The following is an 18,924-nucleotide window of genomic DNA, read 5'->3' on the forward strand; positions in this document are numbered from 1 at the left end:
GTGGCCACCACGTGGCCGCCGCGGACGGTGATCCGCAAGGCCGGGGGTCTGCGCACCCTGGAGTCGGCGCTGTATCGCAGCGGCCTGGGGCCGGTGGCCGGGGTGGACGAGGTGGGCCGCGGCGCCTGCGCGGGCCCGCTGGTGGTGGCGGCCTGCGTGCTGGGACCGGGGCGCTTGGAAAGCCTTGCCGCCCTTGATGATTCGAAGAAGCTCACGGAGAAGGTGCGGGAGAGGCTGTTTCCGTTGATCCGCCGCTACGCGCTGGCCTATCACGTGGTGTTCATCCCGTCGGAAGAGGTCGACCGGCGCGGCGTGCACGTCGCCAACATCGAGGGCATGCGGCGCGCGGTGGCCGGCCTGGCCGTTCGTCCGGGATACGTGCTGTCCGACGGGTTCCGGGTGCCCGGCCTGCCGATGCCGTCGCTGCCGGTGATCGGGGGCGACGCCGCGGCCGCCTGCATCGCCGCGGCGAGCGTGCTGGCGAAGGTCAGCCGCGACCGGCTGATGGTCGCCATGGACGCCGAGCATCCCGGCTACGGCTTCGCCGATCACAAGGGCTACAGCACGCCGGCGCACTCGACGGCCCTGACCGAGCTGGGGCCCTGCGCCGAGCACCGCTATTCGTTCATCAACGTCCGGCGCGTGGCAACCGGATCGGGGGCCCGGATAGTGGCCGAGTGCAAACCGGACCCTCCGGCCGAGCGTGACGGATACCGGTGAGGAAAGATGGGACCAGGTTCCCGCGTGGCGACGGAGGCGTCTGAGCAGATGAGTGGCAGATGAGTGCAGAAGATCTCGAAAAGTACGAAACCGAGATGGAGCTCTCGCTGTACCGCGAATACAAGGACATCGTCGGCCAGTTCAGCTACGTCGTGGAAACCGAGCGGCGCTTCTACCTGGCTAACAGCGTGGAGATGGTGCCGCGCAACGCCGACGGCGAGGTCTACTTCGAGCTCCGGCTGTCCGATGCCTGGGTGTGGGACATGTACCGGCCGGCCCGGTTCGTCAAGCAGGTGCGGGTGGTCACCTTCAAGGACGTCAACATCGAAGAGGTCGAAAAGCCCGAGCTGCGGCTGCCCGAGTAACGCGGTCAGGCGTCCGGCGGCGGCTGATTCTCGGCGTCCGACGGCAGCGCGCCGCGATTTTCGATGACGGCACGCGCCACGTCGGCCAGCTTGATGTTCAGCGCCTGGGAGTGGCGCCGCAGCAGGTCGAACGCCTGGTCTTCGCTCATGCCGTGCAGCAGCATCAGCATGCCGACCGCCTTGCCGATCTCGCGGTTGCTCAGCAGGCCCCGTCGCAGGCTGGCGGCGTCCTCGCCCTTGGCGACGGCGTTGATCGCCACGCTGGCGAACGCCGCCAGCACCGCCGCACGGCCGGCGGACTCGGCGTCGAACATGTTGGGCGTGTCGCTGAACAGGTTCAGCGCGGCCCCCTTGCGCTTGTCGACCAGCAGGCGAAAGCCCATGGCCCCACGCACCGGGGTTTCCTCGACGAGGACGGATGCCAGCTTGGGCCACAGCGACGGCGTGGTCAGGTCCGTGTCGATCTGGGGCGTCTCTTCCTCGATCGCATCGATGCAGGGCCCGTCCCCGGCGCGCCGCTCCAGCTCGTCGATCTGGTGAGCGAGGCGGTCGCTCGCGCCGACCGTGACGTAGCGGTCGCCCTCGCGCACCATCAGGCTGGCATGGTCACAGCCGCGCACGGTCAGGGTCGCCGCGATGCAGATGGCCGCGTACATCTGCTTGGCGTCCGAGCCCTGATAGATGATCTCGGCGAGGGCGGCGAAGACCGTCCCCGGGTCGGCCTTCTCGCCGCCCGGTGGCGGACCGTCCGCGACCGCATTCGCGTCTTGTGCCACGTCGTGTCCCCATTCCTGCGCTGCCGGTGTTCGGCCCGCGATCGCCGTAGATTATCGGTCGCCAACACGACCGCAAACGCTGTATGGCCAGTTGCCGGGTATAGGCGGCGTGGCTGCTCACGCTCCCTTGTCGAGAATATCGACTTGCGACTTTGGTCACTTGTGGTTTCGAAGCGGCGCCGCAGGGAAGCTCATCTCGAATGGGGCTGACCGTTGCGGTGACCGGGCCGACCGGGGAAATCGGCATCTCCGCGGTGACAGCGCTCGAGCGCGAGCCCGCGGTGGACACCATCATCGGGATGGCCCGCCGGCCGTTCGACCCGGTGTCGTGCGGCTGGGTCAAGACCGTCTACCAGCGGGGCGACATCCTCGACCGGGAGGCGGTCGACGCCCTGGTGGCGCAGGCCGACGTGGTGATCCACCTGGCGTTCATCATCATGGGCTCGCGCGAGGAGAGCTCGCGCATCAACCTGCAGGGCACCCGAAACGTGTTCGAGGCGGTGGCTGCCGGGGCCGCCGCCGGGCGGCCGCGGCGGCTGGTCTACACGTCGTCGGTGGCGGCGTACGGCTACCACTCCGACAACCCGGTGCCCCTCACCGAGGAGGTGCCGACGCGGGGATCCGCCGAGCACTACTACTCGGCGCAGAAGGCGGCGTGCGAGGCGCTGCTGGCGGAGGTCACCAAGGAGTCGTCGCTCGAGGTGTTCGTCCTGCGGCCGTGCATCGTCGCCGGGCCCAAGGCGACCGCTTTGGCCGACGCGATGCCATGGAACCAGCTGCCCGGCCCGGTGCGCGCCATTTCCAGGGTGGTGCCGGTGCTGAAGCCGGTCGTGCCCGATCCGGGTTTTCCGTTGCAGCTCGTCCACCACGACGACGTCGCCGAGGCGATCGCGCTGGCGGCGACGGCTCCGGCGCCCCCAGGGGCGTACAACATCGCCGGTGACGGCGTGGTGACGGTTTCCGAGGTGGCCAGGGCGCTGGGCGGCCGGCCGGTGCGCGTCCCGGCCTTGGCAGCGTCGGCGGCGTCGGCGGCGCTGTCCCGGCTCCCGTTCGTCCCCTCGCTGCTGGAGTGGCTGCACATCGCGCGGACGTCCGTGGTGATGGACACGGCGAAGGCGAAGACCCAGCTGGGGTGGCAGCCGCTGCACTCGTCGGCGGAGACGCTGGCGGCGCTGGCCGGGGGCGGTCCGAGGGCGGTGTGACGTCGGCCAATGTAGTTTTGGCTGCATGAGGTCCCGGCGCGGGTGAGCCGCGTAACGGCGCGCCGGCACGCGCATCATCTCACCGCGGACCGGGCCGTCACCCGGCCGGAAACCCTGGCCGTCGAGGAGCCGTTGGAGATCCGCGTCAACGGCGCGCCGGTCACGGTGACGATGCGGACGCCCGGCTCGGATTTCGAACTGGCGCAAGGGTTCCTGCTCACCGAGGGGGTGATCGGCGGGCGCGGCGACGTGCTCGCCATCCGCTACTGCGGCGGTCGGGGCGGGGACGGGGCCAACACCTACAACGTCGTGGACGTGACCCTGGCTCCCGGGGTCGATCCGCCCGGGCTCGACGTCACCCGCAACTTCTACACCACGTCGTCCTGCGGGGTGTGCGGCAAGGCGTCGCTCGAGGCGGTGCGCCTGTCGGGCCGGTTCCCACCCGGCGCCGATGCGGCGACCGTCGCCGCGGCCACCCTCCAGGCGATGCCCGGCCAATTGCGTTCCGCGCAAAAGGTTTTCGACAGCACCGGCGGCCTGCACGCCGCGGCCCTTTTCGCTGTCGACGGCACGATGCAGGTGGTGCGCGAGGACATCGGCAGGCACAACGCGGTCGACAAGGTCATCGGCTGGGCGGCCGAACACCGGCGGATGCCGCTTTCGGCCACGGTGCTGCTGGTGAGCGGGCGCGCCTCCTTCGAGCTGACGCAGAAGGCCGTGATGGCGGGCATTCCCGTGCTGGCCGCGGTGTCGGCGCCGTCGTCGCTGGCGGTCTCGCTCGCCGACGACGCCGGGCTGACGCTGGTGGCCTTCCTGCGGGAGGACTCGATGAACGTCTACACCCGGGCCGACCGCATCACGTAACCGGCTGTGGACGGGCGCGCGACTGGGGATAACCGGTCGTTTCCGTCGCCGTTCGCACCCGGCGGCGGCACGCCGTGTCGGGATCGCCGGGCAGCGTGGCCGCCATGACGACCGAACAGAGCATGACCCGGGCCCAGCTGGGCGCGCTGGGAGAGGCGCTCGCCGTGGATCACCTGACCCGGCTGGGGCTGCGGATCCTGGGCCGCAACTGGCGCTGCCGCTACGGCGAGCTCGACGTGATCGCCGCCGACGAGGCCACCCGCACCGTCGTCTTCGTCGAGGTGAAAACCCGCACCGGGGACGGCTACGGGGGGCTGGCGTACGCGGTGACCCCGCGCAAGGTCTGGCGGTTGCGCCGGCTGGCCGGGCTCTGGCTGGCCGGCCAGGACGCGCGGTGGGCGGCGCTGCGCATCGACGTGATCGGCGTGCGCATCGGGCCGAGGAATTCGCGCCGCGCCCCGGAGCTCACCCACCTGCGCGGAGTCGGCTAATGGCGCTGGGGCGGGCGTTCTCGGTTGCGGTGCGCGGGCTGGACGGGGCGATCGTGGAGATCGAGGCCTACATCACCTCCGGGCTGCCCGGCGTGCACCTGGTCGGCCTGCCCGACGCCGCCCTGCAGGAGTCGCGGGACCGGGTCCGGGCGGCGGTCACCAACTGCTGCGACGCCTGGCCCCAGTCGCGGCTCACGCTGGCGCTGTCGCCCGCGACGCTGCCGAAGATGGGTTCGGTCTACGACATCGCGCTGGCCGCCGCCGTGCTCTCGGCGCAGCGCAAGCAACCGTGGGAGCGACTTGAGAAGACGGTGCTGCTCGGCGAGCTGTCGCTGGACGGTCGGGTGCGCCCGGTGCGCGGGGTGCTGCCGGCCGTGCTCGCCGCCAAGCGCGAAGGCTGGCCGGCCGTCGTCGTCCCGGCGGACAACCTGGCCGAGGCAAGCCTGGTCGACGGGATCGACGTCTGGGGCGTGCGCACCCTGCGCCAGCTGAGGCGCTGGCTCGACGGCTCCGGCGGCCTCGACCACAGGATCGGCGCGGCGGCCGGCGACCCCGAGCCGGCGGCGGATCTGGCCGACGTGGTCGGGCAGGCGCAGGCTCGGTTCGCGGTCGAGGTCGCGGCCGCCGGGGCGCATCACCTCATGCTGACCGGGCCGCCCGGCGTGGGAAAAACGATGCTGGCGCAACGTCTTCCGGGATTGCTGCCGCCCCTGTCCGAGGGTGAGGCGCTGGAGGTCACCGCCATTCACTCGGTGGCCGGGCTGCTGTCGGCGGACACGCCGCTGATCACCAGGGCGCCCTTCGTGGCGCCGCACCACAGCTCCAGCGTCGCGGCGCTCGTCGGTGGGGGATCGGGCATGGCGCGGCCAGGCGCCGTCAGCCGGGCGCATCGCGGGGTGTTGTTCCTGGACGAATGCGCCGAGATCGGCGTCAGTGTTTTGGAAGCGCTGCGAACCCCGTTGGAGGACGGCGAAATCCGCCTCGCCCGCCGCGACGGGGTGGCGTGTTACCCGGCCCGCTTCCAGCTGGTGCTGGCCGCAAACCCGTGCCCGTGCGCGCCCGCCGATCCGCGCGACTGTCTCTGCGCGGCGGCGGTCAAACGCCGCTACCTGGGCAAACTGTCCGGGCCGCTGATGGACCGCGTCGACCTGCGGGTGGAGATGCATCCGGTGCGCGCCGGGGCCTTCGCGGCCACCGCCGGGGAGTCGACGGCGCAGGTTCGCCGGCGGGTGGCCGCGGCGCGCGATGCGGCCGCCGAGCGTTGGCGACCACACGGGTTCGGCACCAACGCCGAGGTCAGCGGGACGTTGCTGCGCCGCAAGTTTCGCCCCGGCAACGCCGCGATGGAGCCGCTGAAGCGGGCCCTGGACAACGGGCTGCTCAGCATCCGCGGCGTGGACCGGACGTTGCGCGTCGCGTGGAGCCTGGCCGACCTGGCGGGCCGGGTGTCGCCCGGGGTCGAAGAGGTCGGTACCGCGCTGAGCTTCCGGCAACCGGGAGCCCGGCGATGAGTGATCCGCTGCTGCGTGCGTGGGCGTACCTGTCGCGGGTGGCCGAACCGCCCTGCGCGGAGCTGGCCGCGTTGGTACAACGGGTGGGCCCGGTCGAGGCGGCCGACCGGGTTCGGCGCGGATCGGTCGACGACGACCTGGCGCGACGCACCGAGGCCAGACGCGAAACCGACCGCAGCGCAGCCGATCTGGAGCTGCTCGCCCGTCGCGGCGGGCGGTTGATCACCCCCGGCGCCGACGAGTGGCCGGTGCTGGCCTTCGCGGCGTTCGGCGGCGCCGCGGCCAAGGCCGGCGGCGGCCCGCCGCTGGTGTTGTGGGCGCTGGGGCCCGAACGCCTCGACGAGGTGGCCCAGCGCGCGGCCGCGGTGGTCGGCACCCGTGCCGCGACCGCCTACGGCGAGCAGGTGGCCGCCGACCTGGCCGCCGGGCTGGTCGAGCGCGACGTCGCGGTGGTCTCCGGCGGCGCCTACGGCATCGACGGCGCGGCGCACCGCGCGGCGCTGGATTGCGAGGGGATCACCGTGGCGGTCCTGGCCGGGGGCCTCGACATCCCCTATCCGGCGGGGCATTCCGGGCTGCTGCACCGCATCGGCCAGAGCGGGCTGGTGTTCACCGAATACCCGCCGGGTGTCCGTCCGGCCCGGCACCGGTTTCTGACCCGCAACCGCCTGGTGGCCGCGGCTGCGGGGGCGGCGGTGGTGGTGGAGGCGGGCCTGCGCAGCGGCGCCGCGAACACCGCCGCCTGGGCGCGGGCGCTGGGCCGGGTGGTGGCCGCCGTGCCCGGGCCGGTGACCTCCTCGGCGTCGGCGGGCTGTCACGCGCTGCTGCGCGACGGCGCGCAGCTGGTCACCCGCGCCGACGATGTCGTCGAGCTGGTCGGCCGCATCGGTGAGCTGGCGCCCGAAGAGCAGCGCCCCAGCACCGCGCTCGACGGGCTGGGCGACGCCGAGCGCCGGGTCTATGAGGCGTTGCCGGGCCGCGGCGTCGCCACGGTCGACGAGATCGCGATCGCGTCGGCGCTGCCGCCCGAGCAGGTGCTCGGGCCGCTGGCCATCCTCGAGGTGGCCGGGTTGGCGCAGCGCGACGGCGGGCGGTGGCGAATCGTCCGGGCCGCTGGGGCCCGGCACTCGGCGGCGCGGCTCGTATAGTCGACGGGGGTCGGGTCCGGACAGGAGGACCGGACAGGAGGACCAAGTGGCAGGTCGACCTCTGCAACGTTTCGAAGTCGTGCGCACCGAACAGCTCACCCGGCACATGGTCCGGGTGGTGCTCGGCAGCAACCACTTCGACACCTTCGCGCCCAGCGAGTTCACCGACTCCTACGTCAAGCTGGCCTTCGTGGCCGACGACGTCGACGTGGCGGGGCTGCCGCGGCCGTTGACCCTGGACAGCTTCAACGAGCTCCCCCCGGAGAAGAGGCCCTCCGTGCGGACCATGACGGTCCGCAGCGTGGACGCCGCGGCCGGCGAGCTCACCCTGGACGTCGTGGTGCACGGCGAGCACGGCGTGGCCGGCACGTGGGCGGCGGCGGCCCAGCCCGGCCAGCCGATCTACCTGAGGGGGCCGGGCGGCGCCTACGCCCCCGACCCGACCGCGGACTGGCACCTGCTCGCCGGCGACGAGTCGGCGCTTCCGGCCATCGCCGTCGCGCTGGAAGCGTTGCCGCCCAACGCCGTTGGCAAGGCGTTCATCGAGGTCGGGGGCCCCGAGGACGAAATCGGTTTGACCGCACCGGAAGGCGTCGAGGTGAGCTGGGTGTACCGCGGTGGCCGCGCCGACCTGGTCCCCGAGGACCGCGCCGGGGATTTCGCACCGCTGATCGAGGCGGTCACCACCGCGCCGTGGCTGCCCGGACAGGTGCACGTGTTCATCCACGGCGAGGCGCAAACCGTCATGCACAACCTGCGGCCCTACATCCGCAAGGAGCGCGGCGTGGACGCGAAATGGGCGTCGTCGATCTCGGGTTACTGGCGGCGCGGCCGCACCGAGGAGACGTTCCGGCAGTGGAAGAGGGAACTGGCCGAGGCCGAGGCCGGGGCCTAGGCGCATGGCGCACTTCGGCGACTACCAGAACGAGATCTACCTGCAGGGCCTGGCCGGCGTGGTGCCCCCGTTCCCGATGGCCTTCGCGGAGCTGGAGGCCAAGGCCGCCACCGCGCTGCCGCCGTCGGTCTGGTCCTACGTCGCCGGCGGGGCCGGCGACGAGCGCACGCAGCGGGCCAACTGCACGGCCTTCGAGGGCTGGGGGCTCATCCCGCGCATGTTCGTCGGCGCCGCCCGGCGCGACCTGTCCGTCGAGCTGTTCGGCATGACCCTGCCGTCCCCGCTCTTCATGGCGCCCATCGGTGTCATCGGCATCTGCGCCCAGGACGGCCACGGCGACCTGGCCACCGCGCGTGCCGCCGCCCGCACCGGCGTGCCGATGGTGGCCTCCACGCTGACGGTCGATCCGATGGAAGACGTCGCCGCCGCCCTGGGCGACACGCCCGGCTTCTTCCAGCTGTACACACCGACCGATCGGGAGGTGGCCGCCAGCCTGGTGCACCGCGCCGAGGCGGCCGGGTTCAAGGGCATCGTCGTCACCCTCGACACCTGGGTCACCGGGTGGCGCCCGCGCGACCTGAGCACGTCGAACTTCCCCCAGCTGCGCGGGCACTGCCTGGCCAACTACACCAGCGACCCGGTGTTCCGCGCCGGGCTGCCCCGCCCGCCGGAGGAGGACCCGCAGGGCGCCGTGCTGCGCTGGATACAGCTCTTCGGCAACGCGCTGACCTGGGACGACCTGCCCTGGCTGCGCTCGCTGACCGACCTGCCGCTGCTGGTGAAGGGGATCTGCCACCCCGACGACGCCCGGCGCGCCAGGGACGGCGGCGTCGACGGCATCTACTGCTCCAACCACGGCGGCCGGCAGGCCAACGGCGGGCTGCCGGCCATCGACTGCCTGCCCGGGGTGGTGGCGGCCGCCGACGGGCTGCCCGTGCTCTTCGACTCGGGCATCCGCAGCGGAGCCGACGTCGTCAAGGCCCTGGCGCTGGGCGCGACGGCGGTGGGCGTCGGCCGCCCGTACGCCTACGGACTGGCGTTGGGCGGCGTCGACGGCGTCGTGCACGTGCTGCGCACAATGCTCGCCGAGGCGGACCTGATCATGGCCGTCGACGGCTATCCCACGCTCAAAGATCTCACCCCGGACACGCTTCGGCGCGTCACCTGAGCCGAGCCCGCGGCGCCTGCGAACGTGGGGGCGTGGAGGCGATCCTCGACGAGTTCGACCAGTACCTGGACCTGCAATGCGGCCGTTCTGCGCACACTCGCCGGGCGTACCTCGGCGACCTGCGCTCGCTGTTCGCGTTTCTCGACGAGCGGGGCCTGGAAGCGCTGAGCCTGCCGGTGCTGCGGGCGTGGCTGGCATCGGCCGCCGGCGCCGGCGCGGCCCGCACGACCCTGGCCCGGCGCACCTCGGCGATCAAGGCGTTCACCGCCTGGGCGACGCGGCGCGGCCTGCTCAAGGAGGATCCGGCCGTCCGGCTGCAGGTGCCCAAGTCGCACCGGACCCTGCCGTCGGTGCTGCGCCAGGACCAGGCGCTGCAGGCGATGGCGGCCGCGAAATCCGGTGCCGAGCAGGGTGATCCGCTGGCCCTGCGGGACCGGCTGATCGTCGAGCTGTTGTATGCCACCGGCATCCGGGTCAGCGAGCTGTGCGGCCTGGACCTCGACGACGTGGACGGCCACCACCGGCTGGTCCGCGTCCTGGGCAAGGGCAACAAGCAGCGCAGCGCGCCGTTCGGGGCGCCGGCCGCCGACGCACTGCAGGCCTGGCTGGCCGACGGCCGTCCCGCCCTGGCGACCGCGGAGTCCGGGCCGGCGCTGCTGCTCGGCGCGCGGGGACGTCGGCTGGACGTGCGCCAGGCGCGCACCGTCGTGCACCAAACCGTCGCCGCGGTGGACGGCGCACCCGACATGGGGCCGCACGGGCTGCGCCACAGCGCGGCCACCCACCTGCTCGAAGGCGGGGCCGACCTGCGCGTCGTCCAGGAGTTGCTCGGCCATTCCAGCCTGGCGACCACGCAGCTCTACACCCACGTCGCGGTGTCGCGGTTGCGGGCCGTGCACGACCAGGCCCACCCGCGGGCCTGAGTGTGCACTCAGGGCTTTGAGTGTGAAAGGCCGGCGGCGACACGCCGTGGCGGGCCGCCCTGGGCGCACACCCAAAGCCCTCAGCGCACGGGCTTACCCGTTGAGCGGCTTAAGCCGAATCGGCGTGGAGTTCAGCAGCCCCAGCGGGTCGACATACTCGGCGCGCGACGCCGGACCCCACATCGCGCCCCAGTGCAGGCAGGCGGCGGCCGGGCAGCCGGCATGCCCGGCCACCAGCGAACCGATCACCGTGTCGGCCGTCACCGCCTGGCCCGTCCGCACGACCGCCAGGACCGGCTCGTAGCTGGTGCGCAGGCCGCCGGGGTGGGCCAGTGACACCACCGGCCGCCCGGCGAGCAGCCCGGCGAACACCACGGTCGCGGCGCCGGCGGCATAGACCGGTTGACCGGGGGAGCCGGGCAGGTCGACGCCCCGATGACCGGGATGCCAGTCGGGTGAGGGCGCGTCGAATCCGCGCGCGACGGCCGGGGGCGGCCGCAGCGGCCAGTCCAACCGCACGTCGTCGGCGCTGGCGGGTAGCGCGCTGACCAGGCCCAACGTCAGGACCAGCGCCACCCACCGCACGCGCTCAGTCCAGCGCGGCCCGCGTGACCCCGCCACTCACCGCTGTGGAAAAACCACCTGCTGAGTCGGTGTAAACTGCTGCTCGCAGCTCGTTAGCGGGCTGACTTCGCGCGCCTGCAGCCAACCGACTGCCGTGCGGTCCCGTCCCGGACGTCCAAGACATCCGGGGAGGGCGCGGCAATCCGCAGGCGCCAGGGCCCGGCCTCACCCGATGCCGGGCGACAACCGACAACAAAGGAATGGCGGCAATGGCTGTCGTAACCATGAAGCAGCTGCTCGACAGCGGCACCCACTTCGGGCATCAGACCCGTCGCTGGAATCCCAAGATGAAGCGGTTCATCTTCACCGACCGCAACGGCATCTACATCATCGACCTGCAGCAGACCCTGACGTTCATCGACAAGGCGTACGAGTTCGTCAAGGAGACCGTCGCCCACGGCGGGTCGGTGCTGTTCGTCGGCACCAAGAAGCAGGCGCAGGAGTCGGTCGCGGCCGAGGCGACCCGCGTCGGCATGCCGTACGTGAACCAGCGCTGGCTGGGCGGCATGCTCACCAACTTCTCCACGGTGCACAAGCGGCTGCAGCGCCTCAAGGAGCTCGAGGCGATGGAGCAGACCGGCGGCTTCGAGGGCCGCACCAAGAAGGAAATCCTCGGCCTGACCCGGGAGAAGAACAAGCTGGAGCGCAGCCTCGGCGGCATCCGCGACATGAACAAGGTGCCGTCGGCGATCTGGGTCGTCGACACCAACAAGGAGCACATCGCCGTCGGCGAGGCCCGCAAGCTCGGCATCCCGGTCATCGCGATCCTGGACACCAACTGCGACCCCGACGAGGTCGACTACCCGATCCCGGGCAACGACGACGCGATCCGCTCCGCCGCCCTGTTGACCAAGGTGATCGCGTCCGCGGTCGCCGAGGGCCTGCAGGCGCGCGCCGGGGTGGGCCGCGGCGACGGCAAGCCCGAGGCCGAGTCCGCCGAGCCGCTCGCCGAGTGGGAGCAGGAGCTGCTGGCCTCGGCGACCGCGACCGCTACCGCCGCCCCCACCGACGCCGCTGCGGGCCCGACCGAACCGACTACCGAACCCTCATAGGAAGGCTGAGCATTGGCGAATTTCACCGCTGCCGACGTCAAGCGGCTTCGGGAACTGACCGGCGCCGGCATGCTCGACTGCAAGAACGCGCTGGCCGAGACGGACGGCGACTTCGACAAGGCCGTTGAGGCGCTGCGGATCAAGGGCGCCAAGGACGTCGGCAAGCGCGCCGAGCGGGCCACGGCCGAGGGTCTGGTCGCGGCCAAGGGCGGCGCGCTGATCGAGCTGAACAGCGAGACCGACTTCGTCGCCAAGAACGCCGAGTTCCAGGCACTGGCCGACCAGGTCGTCGACGCCGCATTGGCCGCTAAGGCCACCGACGTCGAGTCCCTGAAACAGGCCAAGATCGGTGACACGACCGTCGAGCAGGCCATCGCCGACCTGTCGGCCAAGATCGGCGAGAAGCTCGAGCTGCGCCGCGTGCAGTACTTCGACGGCAACGTCGAAACGTACCTGCACAAGCGTGCGGCCGACCTGCCGCCCGCCGTCGGCGTGCTGGTCGAGTTCACCGGCGAGAGCCAGGACGCCGCGCACACCGCCGCCCTGCAGATCGCCGCGCTGAAAGCCAAGTACCTGTCCCGGGACGACGTGCCCGAGGAGGTCGTGGCCAGCGAACGCCGCATCGCCGAGGAGACCGCCAAGGCCGAGGGCAAGCCGGAACAGGCGCTGCCCAAGATCGTCGAGGGCCGGCTCAACGGCTTCTTCAAGGACGTGGTGCTGCTCGAGCAGCCCGCGGTGTCCGACAACAAGAAGACGGTCAAGGCCCTGCTCGACGACGCCGGGGTGACGCTGACCCGGTTCGTCCGTTTTGAGGTGGGCCAGGCCTGACCGGCGGGCGCCAGCGGCTAGCGTCGTGTCATGCGACGTGTCCACGCCTTCTTTGACGATGCCCTCGGTGATCTCGACGCTGTCGGCGTGGCCGAGGCCATCCGGGCCGGGTCGGTCGGCAGGGCCGAGGTCATCGAGGCCGCCATCGCACGCACCGAGGCCGTCGACCCGGTCCTGAACGGGACGGCGCACAAGGCCTACCAGCAGGCCCGCGCCGCCGCGTCGGGCAGCCCGAGCACGGGCTTCTCGCGGTTTTTTGAAGGCGTCCCGACGTTCGTCAAGGACAACGTCGACGTCGCCGGCCAGCCGACGATGCACGGCACCGACGCGTGGACGCCCTGGAACGCCACCAGCGACAGCGAGTTCACCCGGCTGTACCTGGCCACCGGGCTGGCCCCGGTGGGCAAGACACAGTTGTCGGAATTCGGCTTCAGCGCGTCCGCCGAACACCCCCGGCTGGGGCCGGTCCGCAACCCGTGGGACACCGACTACAGCGCCGGCGCCTCGTCGTCGGGGTCGGGCGCGTTCGTCGCCGCCGGCGTGGTGCCGATCGCGCACGCCAACGACGGCGGCGGCTCGATCCGCATTCCGGCCGCCTGCAACGGGCTGGTCGGGCTCAAGCCGTCGCGCGGACGGCTGCCCCTGGACCCCCATCTGCGCCGGATGCCCGTGGGCATCGTCGCCAACGGCGTGGTGACCCGCTCGGTGCGCGACACCGCGGCGTTCTATCGCGAGGCCGAGCGGATCTGGCGCAACCCCAAGCTGGCGCCGATCGGCGACGTCACCGGTCCCGGGCGGCGGCGGCTGCGGATCGCGGTGCTGACCCGGTCGGTGCAGCGGGAATCCAGTCCGCAGGTGCGCGAGCTGACCCTGAAGTCCGCCGCTCTGCTCGAGGAACTCGGCCACCGCGTCGAGTACCTCGACACGCCGCCGGTGTCGGCCAGTTTCGTCGAGGATTTCGTTCTGTACTGGGGATTTTTGGCGCTGGCGCAGGTGCGCACCGGGCCCCGCTTGTTCGGCAAAACGTTCGACCGCGCCAAACTGGACAGCCTGACGCTGGGGCTGGAGCGAAACACCGGCCGCAACATTCACCGGTTGCCGCTGGCGATCGTGCGGCTGCGCCGGGTACGCAGGCGCACCGCCGAGCTCTACCGCACCTACGACACGGTGCTGACGCCGACCCTCGCCGACGAGACACCCCGCATCGGCCATCTGGCGCCGACCGACTATCACCAGGTCATCGAGCGGCTCATCGACTGGGTCTCGTTCACCCCGCTGCACAACGTCACCGGCGAGCCCGCGGTCTCGTTGCCGCTGGCCCAATCCGCCGACGGCATGCCGGTGGGCATGATGCTCTCGGCCGACCTGGGGCACGAATCGCTGCTGCTGGAACTCGCCTACGAGCTCGAAGAGGCGCGGCCGTGGGCCCGCATCCAGGCGTGAAAAGGCCCCGGCCCCCTACCGTCCAGGCCTGATGGCGGCGACCCGTCCCCCGGCTCCGCGGGGATACCCCCAAGCGCCCGGCTACGCCGCGCTCTAGTCGGATCCGAGTTTTTCGAGCATCCGCTTGAACTCGCGCTGCTGCGCGTCGGTCAGCTTGGCCAGGATCCGGTCATCGGCGAGGCGGACCGCGGCCTCCGCGCGCTTCAGCAGGGCGCGGCCCTGGCCGGTCAGCGTGGCCGGCAGCGCCCGCCCGGAGGACACCGACGCCGGCCGTTCCACCGCCCCCACGTCTTCCAGCCCGCGCAGCACCGTGTTCATCGCCTGCGGCGTGACGTTGGTGTGCCGGGACAATTCGGCGCTGGACATGCCCGGGTGCAGCGAAAGGATGCGCAGGCAAACGAATTCGGGCAGCGTGAGGCCCAGCGGCCCCAGCACCGCGGAAACCTCCGGGCGCAGAACGGCTCCCACCCGGTACAGCAGGAAACCGAGCGGAGCGTCTTCGGCCTGACCCATGTCAGTGATCTTGACATATCCGGGACGCGCAGATGCGCACCCGCGCCGGTGCGGTTCGGCGGATCGTGGTTCCCGGGCGCCCAACCGGGTAACCCACAGGGGATCCACAACGTGAAGGAGCGCCCATGGGCGAAGCAACCGGCATCACCGAAGGGGTGGCCGAGCGCGCGCGGCGGGAAGCCGACGCGTACCGCGGGGACAGCCCCCGACCGCTGGAGGGCTACACGGTGGTCCTCGCGATCTACGGTGCCCTCGTCGCCCTGACCGGCGCCATCGCCGCGGCCACCGGGCGACGGTTACCCGAGCGCTGGGGCGTCCAGGACCTGCTGACCGTGACCGTCGGCACCCACAAGTTGTCGCGCACGGTGTCCAAGGACGCCGTGACCAGCCCGCTGCGGGCCCCGTTCGCCCGGTACGCGGGTTCGGGAGGCCCGGCCGAGGTGATGGAGGAGACGCGGCACGGCAGCGCCCTGCGCCACAGCCTGGGCGAGCTGTTGACCTGCCCCTTCTGCCTCGACATGTGGGTGGCCACCGCGTTCGTGATCGGGTTGATCTTCGCGCCCAGGCCGACCCGCCTGATCGCGGGCACCTTCACCGCACTGGCCGGCGCCGACTTCCTGCAGCTGGCCTACGCGAAGGCACAGCAGATCACCGAGGGCTGACAACGCGAGGAGGTTCGATGCCCAAGACCACCAAAGGCGGCGCGGCGAAGAAAAGTGAGCTGCCGAGCACCCTGCAGCGTTCCAACGCCAAGGCGCAGCGCACCTTCGCCAAGACCCACGACTCGGCCGCCGAGGAGTACGGCAGCGAGGAGCGCGCCCACCGGGTGGCCTACTCGGCGCTCAAGCACAGCTTCGAAAAGGTCGGCGACCACTGGGAACCCAAGGACCAGAAGGGTCCGTCGGACGAGCTGGCCGAGGGCGGCGGTCTGGACAACGCCGGCCGCTCGGCCGAGGGCGTCGACGCCAACGCCAGCAAGAAGCACCTGCTCGACGTGGCCCGACGTCTTGAGGTGCGCGGCCGCTCGACGATGAGCAAGTCGGAGCTGGTCGAGGCGATCAAGAAGGAGAACCGGCGGGTGCGAGGGCGCTGAGCGGGCCGGGTTTAGGCCGACTTCCGCTGGGCATCCCGGCAGCCATGGTCGCGACCACCACCCGCAGTCAACTCCGAAAGTGCCTCACAGACGTCGACTTTCCGGCTAACAAGCAGGACCTGATCGATTCCGCCGTTCGCAACGGCTGCGACGACGACACCGTCCGCGCGCTGCGTGGGATACCACCCGAGACCTACACCAACGTCGGTCAGGTCGCCGCGTCCGTGACGATCGCCGACGACAACGACGACGCAGGCAACGCCGCCCAGAGCCCGATCGTCGAGGAGTTGGGCGAAAACCGGGGATCCTGAGCGCCTACCGAGTGCCCTGCCCCATGTGACCTGAGGCCCTATCTGCCGATCGAGCCCGTCGCTCAGACTTGCGCAACGGTGCGCAAGCATTCGCGTTCGGCCGTGCCGGATAGGAAGTGTCATGAAGGACGGCGTTGCGCCGGCCTGGGGTGCCGGATTCACTGCCAGCCTGGTGGCGGCGGCCGTGGCGTTCGGCGGCTTCACATTCAGTAGGCAACACCGCGGCGACGACCTCGACGATGACCGCCCGGCCTCCGCTGAGGCCGGACTCCTTTGCGCCGGTGCGCCTTTGACATCCACGGACGGCCCGCTCGCCGGGCCTGACAGCCTGCCGACGGCCGGGTGTCAGGGCGGATGGACACCGTGGGGCGGTGGCACCTACTGCGACAGCAACCCGTACCCCGACGGCAGCTACGACCACTGCGTCAGCGTCTCGGTACTCGGCTTCGGGGGGACCCAGTGCAGCCGGGTGTGCCCGCCGGACCCGGCCAACCCGGCGGTCCCGCTTGGCTGGACCCCGGGCGCCGCGTGCCCGTTCCGTCCATGAATTGCGACGCCTAGAGAATCGGCCGGCCGCCCGTCACGGCGACCCGCGCCCCGGAGATGTAGCTCGCGTCGTCGGAGGCCAGCAGCACATAGATCGGCGCCAACTCGGCCGGTTGGCCCGCGCGCCCCAGCGGCACGTTGTCGCCGAACGACTCGACGCTCTGCGGTGGCATGGTCGACGGGATGAGCGGTGTCCATATCGGGCCCGGTGCCACGCTGTTGACCCGAATTCCCTTGTCGCCCAGCAACTGGGCGAGGCTGGCCGAGAAGTTGGCGATGGCCGCGTCATCGTCCTCGTTGAGGTAGGAGATGAGGACGTCGGCGCCTTCGCGGGCGAACGCGATGGCGACGGCGCGGCCTATGCCGCTATCGCCGCCGGTGATGATCGCCCTTTTTCCCGTCAGCTTTCCCGAGCCCCGGTAACTTTTTTCGCCGCAGTCGGGCACGGGATCCATTCGCGCCTGCACGCCCGGAACTTCTTGTTGCTGCGCCGCAAAACTCATTTGTGACTCGTCCTTTCGCGCTTTCGCTTTTCGCGCCGCTTCAGGATTCACGGGGCACCCGCGCGCTGTAAGCGGCTCTTCACCGCGGCTCTCTCGGTGCGGCTACCCCTCGGTGGCGGAACTGATCGCCGGTTCCAGCGGTGATGGCAATGATGCAAATGTGAATTCTGTGACGCGAAAGGGGCTGCGGGATAAAGCAACAACGGCGCGGTAAATGCAGCTGAGGACCGACTTATGCGGAATTCGGCCGATACCTGGGGTTTACCTTCGCGGCCGAGCGGTTATGCCTTCGGAGTGCGGTTATCGCCCTAAGTGGGAGCGATTGTTCGACACGAAAGGAATACCATGAAGGTCACAAAAACCGCTGTCAAGAGTGCCATTGCCGCCGGGGGCATCGCGGCCGCTGGCGTTTTCGCAGCAGCAACCGCTTCCGCTGCGCCGCCCAACATCCAGGGCTTCGGCACCAGCGAACAGCTCGTCGACGGGCCCATGATCACCAACTACACGGTGAGCAACCTGCAGCCGAGCAACGTCTCGATTCCGGGCTACACCCCCAAGGGGACGCTCTACCAGGCGGACATCACCGCCCGGTCGGACGCCGGACTCGTCACCCCGATGGTCAAGGACTTCAGCGCCCGCGGGCCCAACGGTCAGACGTACAAGCTGATCGACAAGGCCGGCGCTCCGGGCAGCCTGAACCCGGCGCCGATCCCGCAGGGCCAAGAGTCGACCGGGACGCTGTACTTCGACGTGACCGGGGCGCCGCCTAACGGCGTCGTCTACAACGACGGGCTGCAAGACGTCCTGATCTGGACGTCGAACGTCCCGGGCGCCTCGACGCCCGGCGCACCGCCGAACGCGAGCCCGGCACCGGGCCAACCGCCGGCGCCGGCGCCGCACACCTGATCGGTCGCAACCATCTCCCCGCGCCTCCCCAATTGGCGCGGGGAGATTTTGCGTCTGCGGGGAATCCCGCGCGACCGAATCGGGTACCCGACCCCTATGAGTAATCCCGATCACAGGCCAGCCGAAATACGTGCACAAGCCAAGCTCTACGCCAAGCGGGCGCGGGTGACGATGGACGAGCGGCGCAGCAAGCAGGATGGCGGGCTCGCAGGCTGGCTCGCCGAGCGCGCCGGCAGGTGGGACCTCAGCGGCCAGGACGAGGCCACCCTGCAGCGCCAGAAATTCTTCTGGAATGTGCTGGTGGACTACTGGTTTCGCATGGAGATCGACGGCTGGGAGAACATCCCCGCACCCCCGGCGCTGCTGGTGGGCATCCATTCCGGCGCCCCGTTCGTCTGGGACGCCTGGACTGTCGGGCTGCAATGGTGGCGGCGCTTCGGCCAGGACCGCCCGCTGCACGGCACGGCGCACGACGCGCTGATGGCGATCCCGATCTTCGGGCGTTACTTCCGTTCCATGGGCGTGCTGCCGGCCGCCCCGGACGCGATCGCCACGGCGCTGGCCGAGGGGCGCGACGTGGCGCTGTGGCCCGGCGGGGAAGTGGACTCGCTGCGGCCGTGGACCGAGCGCGACCGCGCCAACCTTGCGGGGCGAAAGGGCTTCGTGAAGATGGCGATTCGCGCCGGCGTGCCGATCGTGCCGATCGCCACCGTCGGCGGCGCCGACGCGATGCCGGTGCTGATCCGCGGCGACCGCCTGTCGAAGGCGCTGAGGCTCGACCGGGTGTTGCGGCTCAAGGTTTTCCCGCTGGCGGTCTCCCTGCCGTGGGGGATCGCGCCGGCGGCGCTGCCGCAGCTGCCGCTGCCGGCCAAGATCAGGACCCGGTTCATGCCGGCCGTCGAGGTCGACCACGATCCGGCGCGCGCAGAGGACGACGCCTACGTCGAGCGCAAGTACCACGAGGTCGAGGACTCGATCCAGGAAGGCATGGACGCCCTGGCGCGAAAGCGGGCGCTGCCGCTGTTCGCGTGAACCGGGACCG

The 18,924-nt window shown here is 71.1% G+C and carries 21 protein-coding genes and 2 pseudogenes; 19 read left to right on the forward strand and 4 right to left on the reverse strand.

All coding sequences use genetic code 11. From position 1 onward, the window contains the following. Both A5705_RS06845 and A5705_RS06850 read left to right on the forward strand, forming a co-directional pair. Positions 1-772, forward strand: a pseudogene (locus A5705_RS06845) (ribonuclease HII). 7 nt (positions 773-779) lie between these two features. Beyond that, positions 780-1,085 carry a DUF2469 domain-containing protein gene (locus A5705_RS06850; RefSeq protein ID WP_007171389.1) on the forward strand — a complete coding sequence of 102 codons (306 nt, stop codon included), beginning with the start codon at positions 780-782 and terminating at the stop codon, positions 1,083-1,085. A gap of 5 nt (positions 1,086-1,090) precedes the next feature. On the opposite strand, the gene A5705_RS06855 is transcribed toward A5705_RS06850, so the two are convergent. Then, positions 1,091-1,861: a GAF and ANTAR domain-containing protein gene (locus A5705_RS06855; protein ID WP_067880353.1), complete on the reverse strand. Its 771-nt coding sequence runs from the start codon at positions 1,859-1,861 to the stop codon at positions 1,091-1,093. 200 nt (positions 1,862-2,061) lie between these two features. On the opposite strand from A5705_RS06855, the gene A5705_RS06860 reads away from it, so the two are divergent. The 8 genes from A5705_RS06860 (at position 2,062) to A5705_RS06895 (ending at position 10,063) form a co-directional block, all read left to right on the forward strand. Further along, positions 2,062-3,063 carry an NAD-dependent epimerase/dehydratase family protein gene (locus A5705_RS06860; protein WP_068276365.1) on the forward strand — a complete coding sequence of 334 codons (1,002 nt, stop codon included), beginning with the start codon at positions 2,062-2,064 and terminating at the stop codon, positions 3,061-3,063. A 42-nt stretch (positions 3,064-3,105) separates the two neighbouring features. Next, positions 3,106-3,927 (forward strand): formate dehydrogenase accessory sulfurtransferase FdhD, encoded by an 822-nt coding sequence (gene fdhD / locus A5705_RS06865; RefSeq protein ID WP_068276368.1) that lies wholly within the window; start codon positions 3,106-3,108, stop codon positions 3,925-3,927. Positions 3,928-4,031: 104 nt separating this feature from the next. Continuing rightward, positions 4,032-4,418 (forward strand): YraN family protein, encoded by a 387-nt coding sequence (locus tag A5705_RS06870; RefSeq protein ID WP_068276499.1) that lies wholly within the window; start codon positions 4,032-4,034, stop codon positions 4,416-4,418. Beyond that, positions 4,418-5,929: a YifB family Mg chelatase-like AAA ATPase gene (locus tag A5705_RS06875; RefSeq protein ID WP_068276371.1), complete on the forward strand. Its 1,512-nt coding sequence runs from the start codon at positions 4,418-4,420 to the stop codon at positions 5,927-5,929. Before A5705_RS06870 ends, A5705_RS06875 begins: the two co-directional genes overlap by 1 nt. After that, a complete protein-coding gene (dprA, locus tag A5705_RS06880) occupies positions 5,926-7,077 on the forward strand; it encodes a DNA-processing protein DprA (protein ID WP_068276374.1) in 1,152 nt (383 codons plus the stop codon). The genes A5705_RS06875 and dprA overlap by 4 nt, the downstream gene beginning before the upstream one ends. Before the next feature lie 46 nt (positions 7,078-7,123). Beyond that, the gene (locus A5705_RS06885) at positions 7,124-7,972 is read left to right on the forward strand and encodes a siderophore-interacting protein (protein WP_067880365.1); all 849 of its coding nucleotides are present in this window, start codon (positions 7,124-7,126) and stop codon (positions 7,970-7,972) included. Between the two features lie 4 nt (positions 7,973-7,976). After that, positions 7,977-9,140 (forward strand): lactate 2-monooxygenase, encoded by a 1,164-nt coding sequence (locus A5705_RS06890; protein WP_068276378.1) that lies wholly within the window; start codon positions 7,977-7,979, stop codon positions 9,138-9,140. Positions 9,141-9,172: 32 nt separating this feature from the next. Then, positions 9,173-10,063 (forward strand): tyrosine recombinase XerC, encoded by an 891-nt coding sequence (locus tag A5705_RS06895; RefSeq protein WP_067880376.1) that lies wholly within the window; start codon positions 9,173-9,175, stop codon positions 10,061-10,063. Positions 10,064-10,162: 99 nt separating this feature from the next. Here the strand turns inward: A5705_RS06895 and A5705_RS06900 are convergent. Further along, positions 10,163-10,684 (reverse strand): annotated as a pseudogene (locus A5705_RS06900) (M23 family metallopeptidase); the annotation flags it as partial. A 212-nt stretch (positions 10,685-10,896) separates the two neighbouring features. Here A5705_RS06900 and rpsB point away from each other — a divergent pair. The 3 genes from rpsB to A5705_RS06915 are packed head-to-tail and all read left to right on the forward strand — an operon-like array spanning position 10,897 to position 14,010. Next, the gene (rpsB, locus tag A5705_RS06905) at positions 10,897-11,739 is read left to right on the forward strand and encodes a 30S ribosomal protein S2 (RefSeq protein WP_067880379.1); all 843 of its coding nucleotides are present in this window, start codon (positions 10,897-10,899) and stop codon (positions 11,737-11,739) included. Between the two features lie 12 nt (positions 11,740-11,751). Beyond that, complete coding sequence (gene tsf / locus A5705_RS06910; protein ID WP_068276384.1) at positions 11,752-12,567, forward strand: translation elongation factor Ts; 816 nt, start codon at positions 11,752-11,754, stop codon at positions 12,565-12,567. A 30-nt stretch (positions 12,568-12,597) separates the two neighbouring features. Then, a complete protein-coding gene (locus A5705_RS06915; protein ID WP_068276387.1) occupies positions 12,598-14,010 on the forward strand; it encodes an amidase in 1,413 nt (470 codons plus the stop codon). A 93-nt stretch (positions 14,011-14,103) separates the two neighbouring features. Here A5705_RS06915 and A5705_RS06920 read toward each other — a convergent pair whose 3' ends face one another. After that, entirely contained in the window at positions 14,104-14,523 is a 420-nt protein-coding gene (locus A5705_RS06920; RefSeq protein WP_067880389.1) for a MarR family winged helix-turn-helix transcriptional regulator, read from the reverse strand. Between the two features lie 125 nt (positions 14,524-14,648). Between A5705_RS06920 and A5705_RS06925 the strand changes: the two genes are divergently transcribed. The 4 genes from A5705_RS06925 to A5705_RS29130 all read left to right on the forward strand — a co-directional run bounded on the left by A5705_RS06925 (position 14,649) and on the right by A5705_RS29130 (position 16,474). Then, complete coding sequence (locus tag A5705_RS06925) at positions 14,649-15,185, forward strand: DUF1360 domain-containing protein (protein WP_067880392.1); 537 nt, start codon at positions 14,649-14,651, stop codon at positions 15,183-15,185. Positions 15,186-15,202: 17 nt separating this feature from the next. After that, entirely contained in the window at positions 15,203-15,616 is a 414-nt protein-coding gene (locus tag A5705_RS06930; RefSeq protein ID WP_067880395.1) for a ChaB family protein, read from the forward strand. 44 nt (positions 15,617-15,660) lie between these two features. Next, positions 15,661-15,927, forward strand: coding sequence for a DUF2795 domain-containing protein (locus tag A5705_RS06935; protein ID WP_068276390.1), 267 nt, complete (start codon positions 15,661-15,663; stop codon positions 15,925-15,927). Between the two features lie 121 nt (positions 15,928-16,048). Further along, the gene (locus A5705_RS29130; protein WP_068276392.1) at positions 16,049-16,474 is read left to right on the forward strand and encodes a hypothetical protein; all 426 of its coding nucleotides are present in this window, start codon (positions 16,049-16,051) and stop codon (positions 16,472-16,474) included. 10 nt (positions 16,475-16,484) lie between these two features. On the opposite strand, the gene A5705_RS06945 is transcribed toward A5705_RS29130, so the two are convergent. Next, positions 16,485-16,976 (reverse strand): SDR family oxidoreductase, encoded by a 492-nt coding sequence (locus A5705_RS06945; protein ID WP_068276397.1) that lies wholly within the window; start codon positions 16,974-16,976, stop codon positions 16,485-16,487. Positions 16,977-17,321: 345 nt separating this feature from the next. Between A5705_RS06945 and A5705_RS06950 the strand changes: the two genes are divergently transcribed. Both A5705_RS06950 and A5705_RS06955 read left to right on the forward strand, forming a co-directional pair. Then, positions 17,322-17,882: an MPT63 family protein gene (locus A5705_RS06950; protein ID WP_067880409.1), complete on the forward strand. Its 561-nt coding sequence runs from the start codon at positions 17,322-17,324 to the stop codon at positions 17,880-17,882. 96 nt (positions 17,883-17,978) lie between these two features. Then, the gene (locus tag A5705_RS06955; RefSeq protein WP_068276403.1) at positions 17,979-18,914 is read left to right on the forward strand and encodes a lysophospholipid acyltransferase family protein; all 936 of its coding nucleotides are present in this window, start codon (positions 17,979-17,981) and stop codon (positions 18,912-18,914) included. The last annotated feature ends 10 nt before the right edge of the window (positions 18,915-18,924 follow it).

Origin of the sequence: Mycobacterium sp. E787 (assembly GCF_001668725.1) — a bacterium.
Taxonomy (GTDB): Bacteria; Actinomycetota; Actinomycetes; order Mycobacteriales; family Mycobacteriaceae; genus Mycobacterium.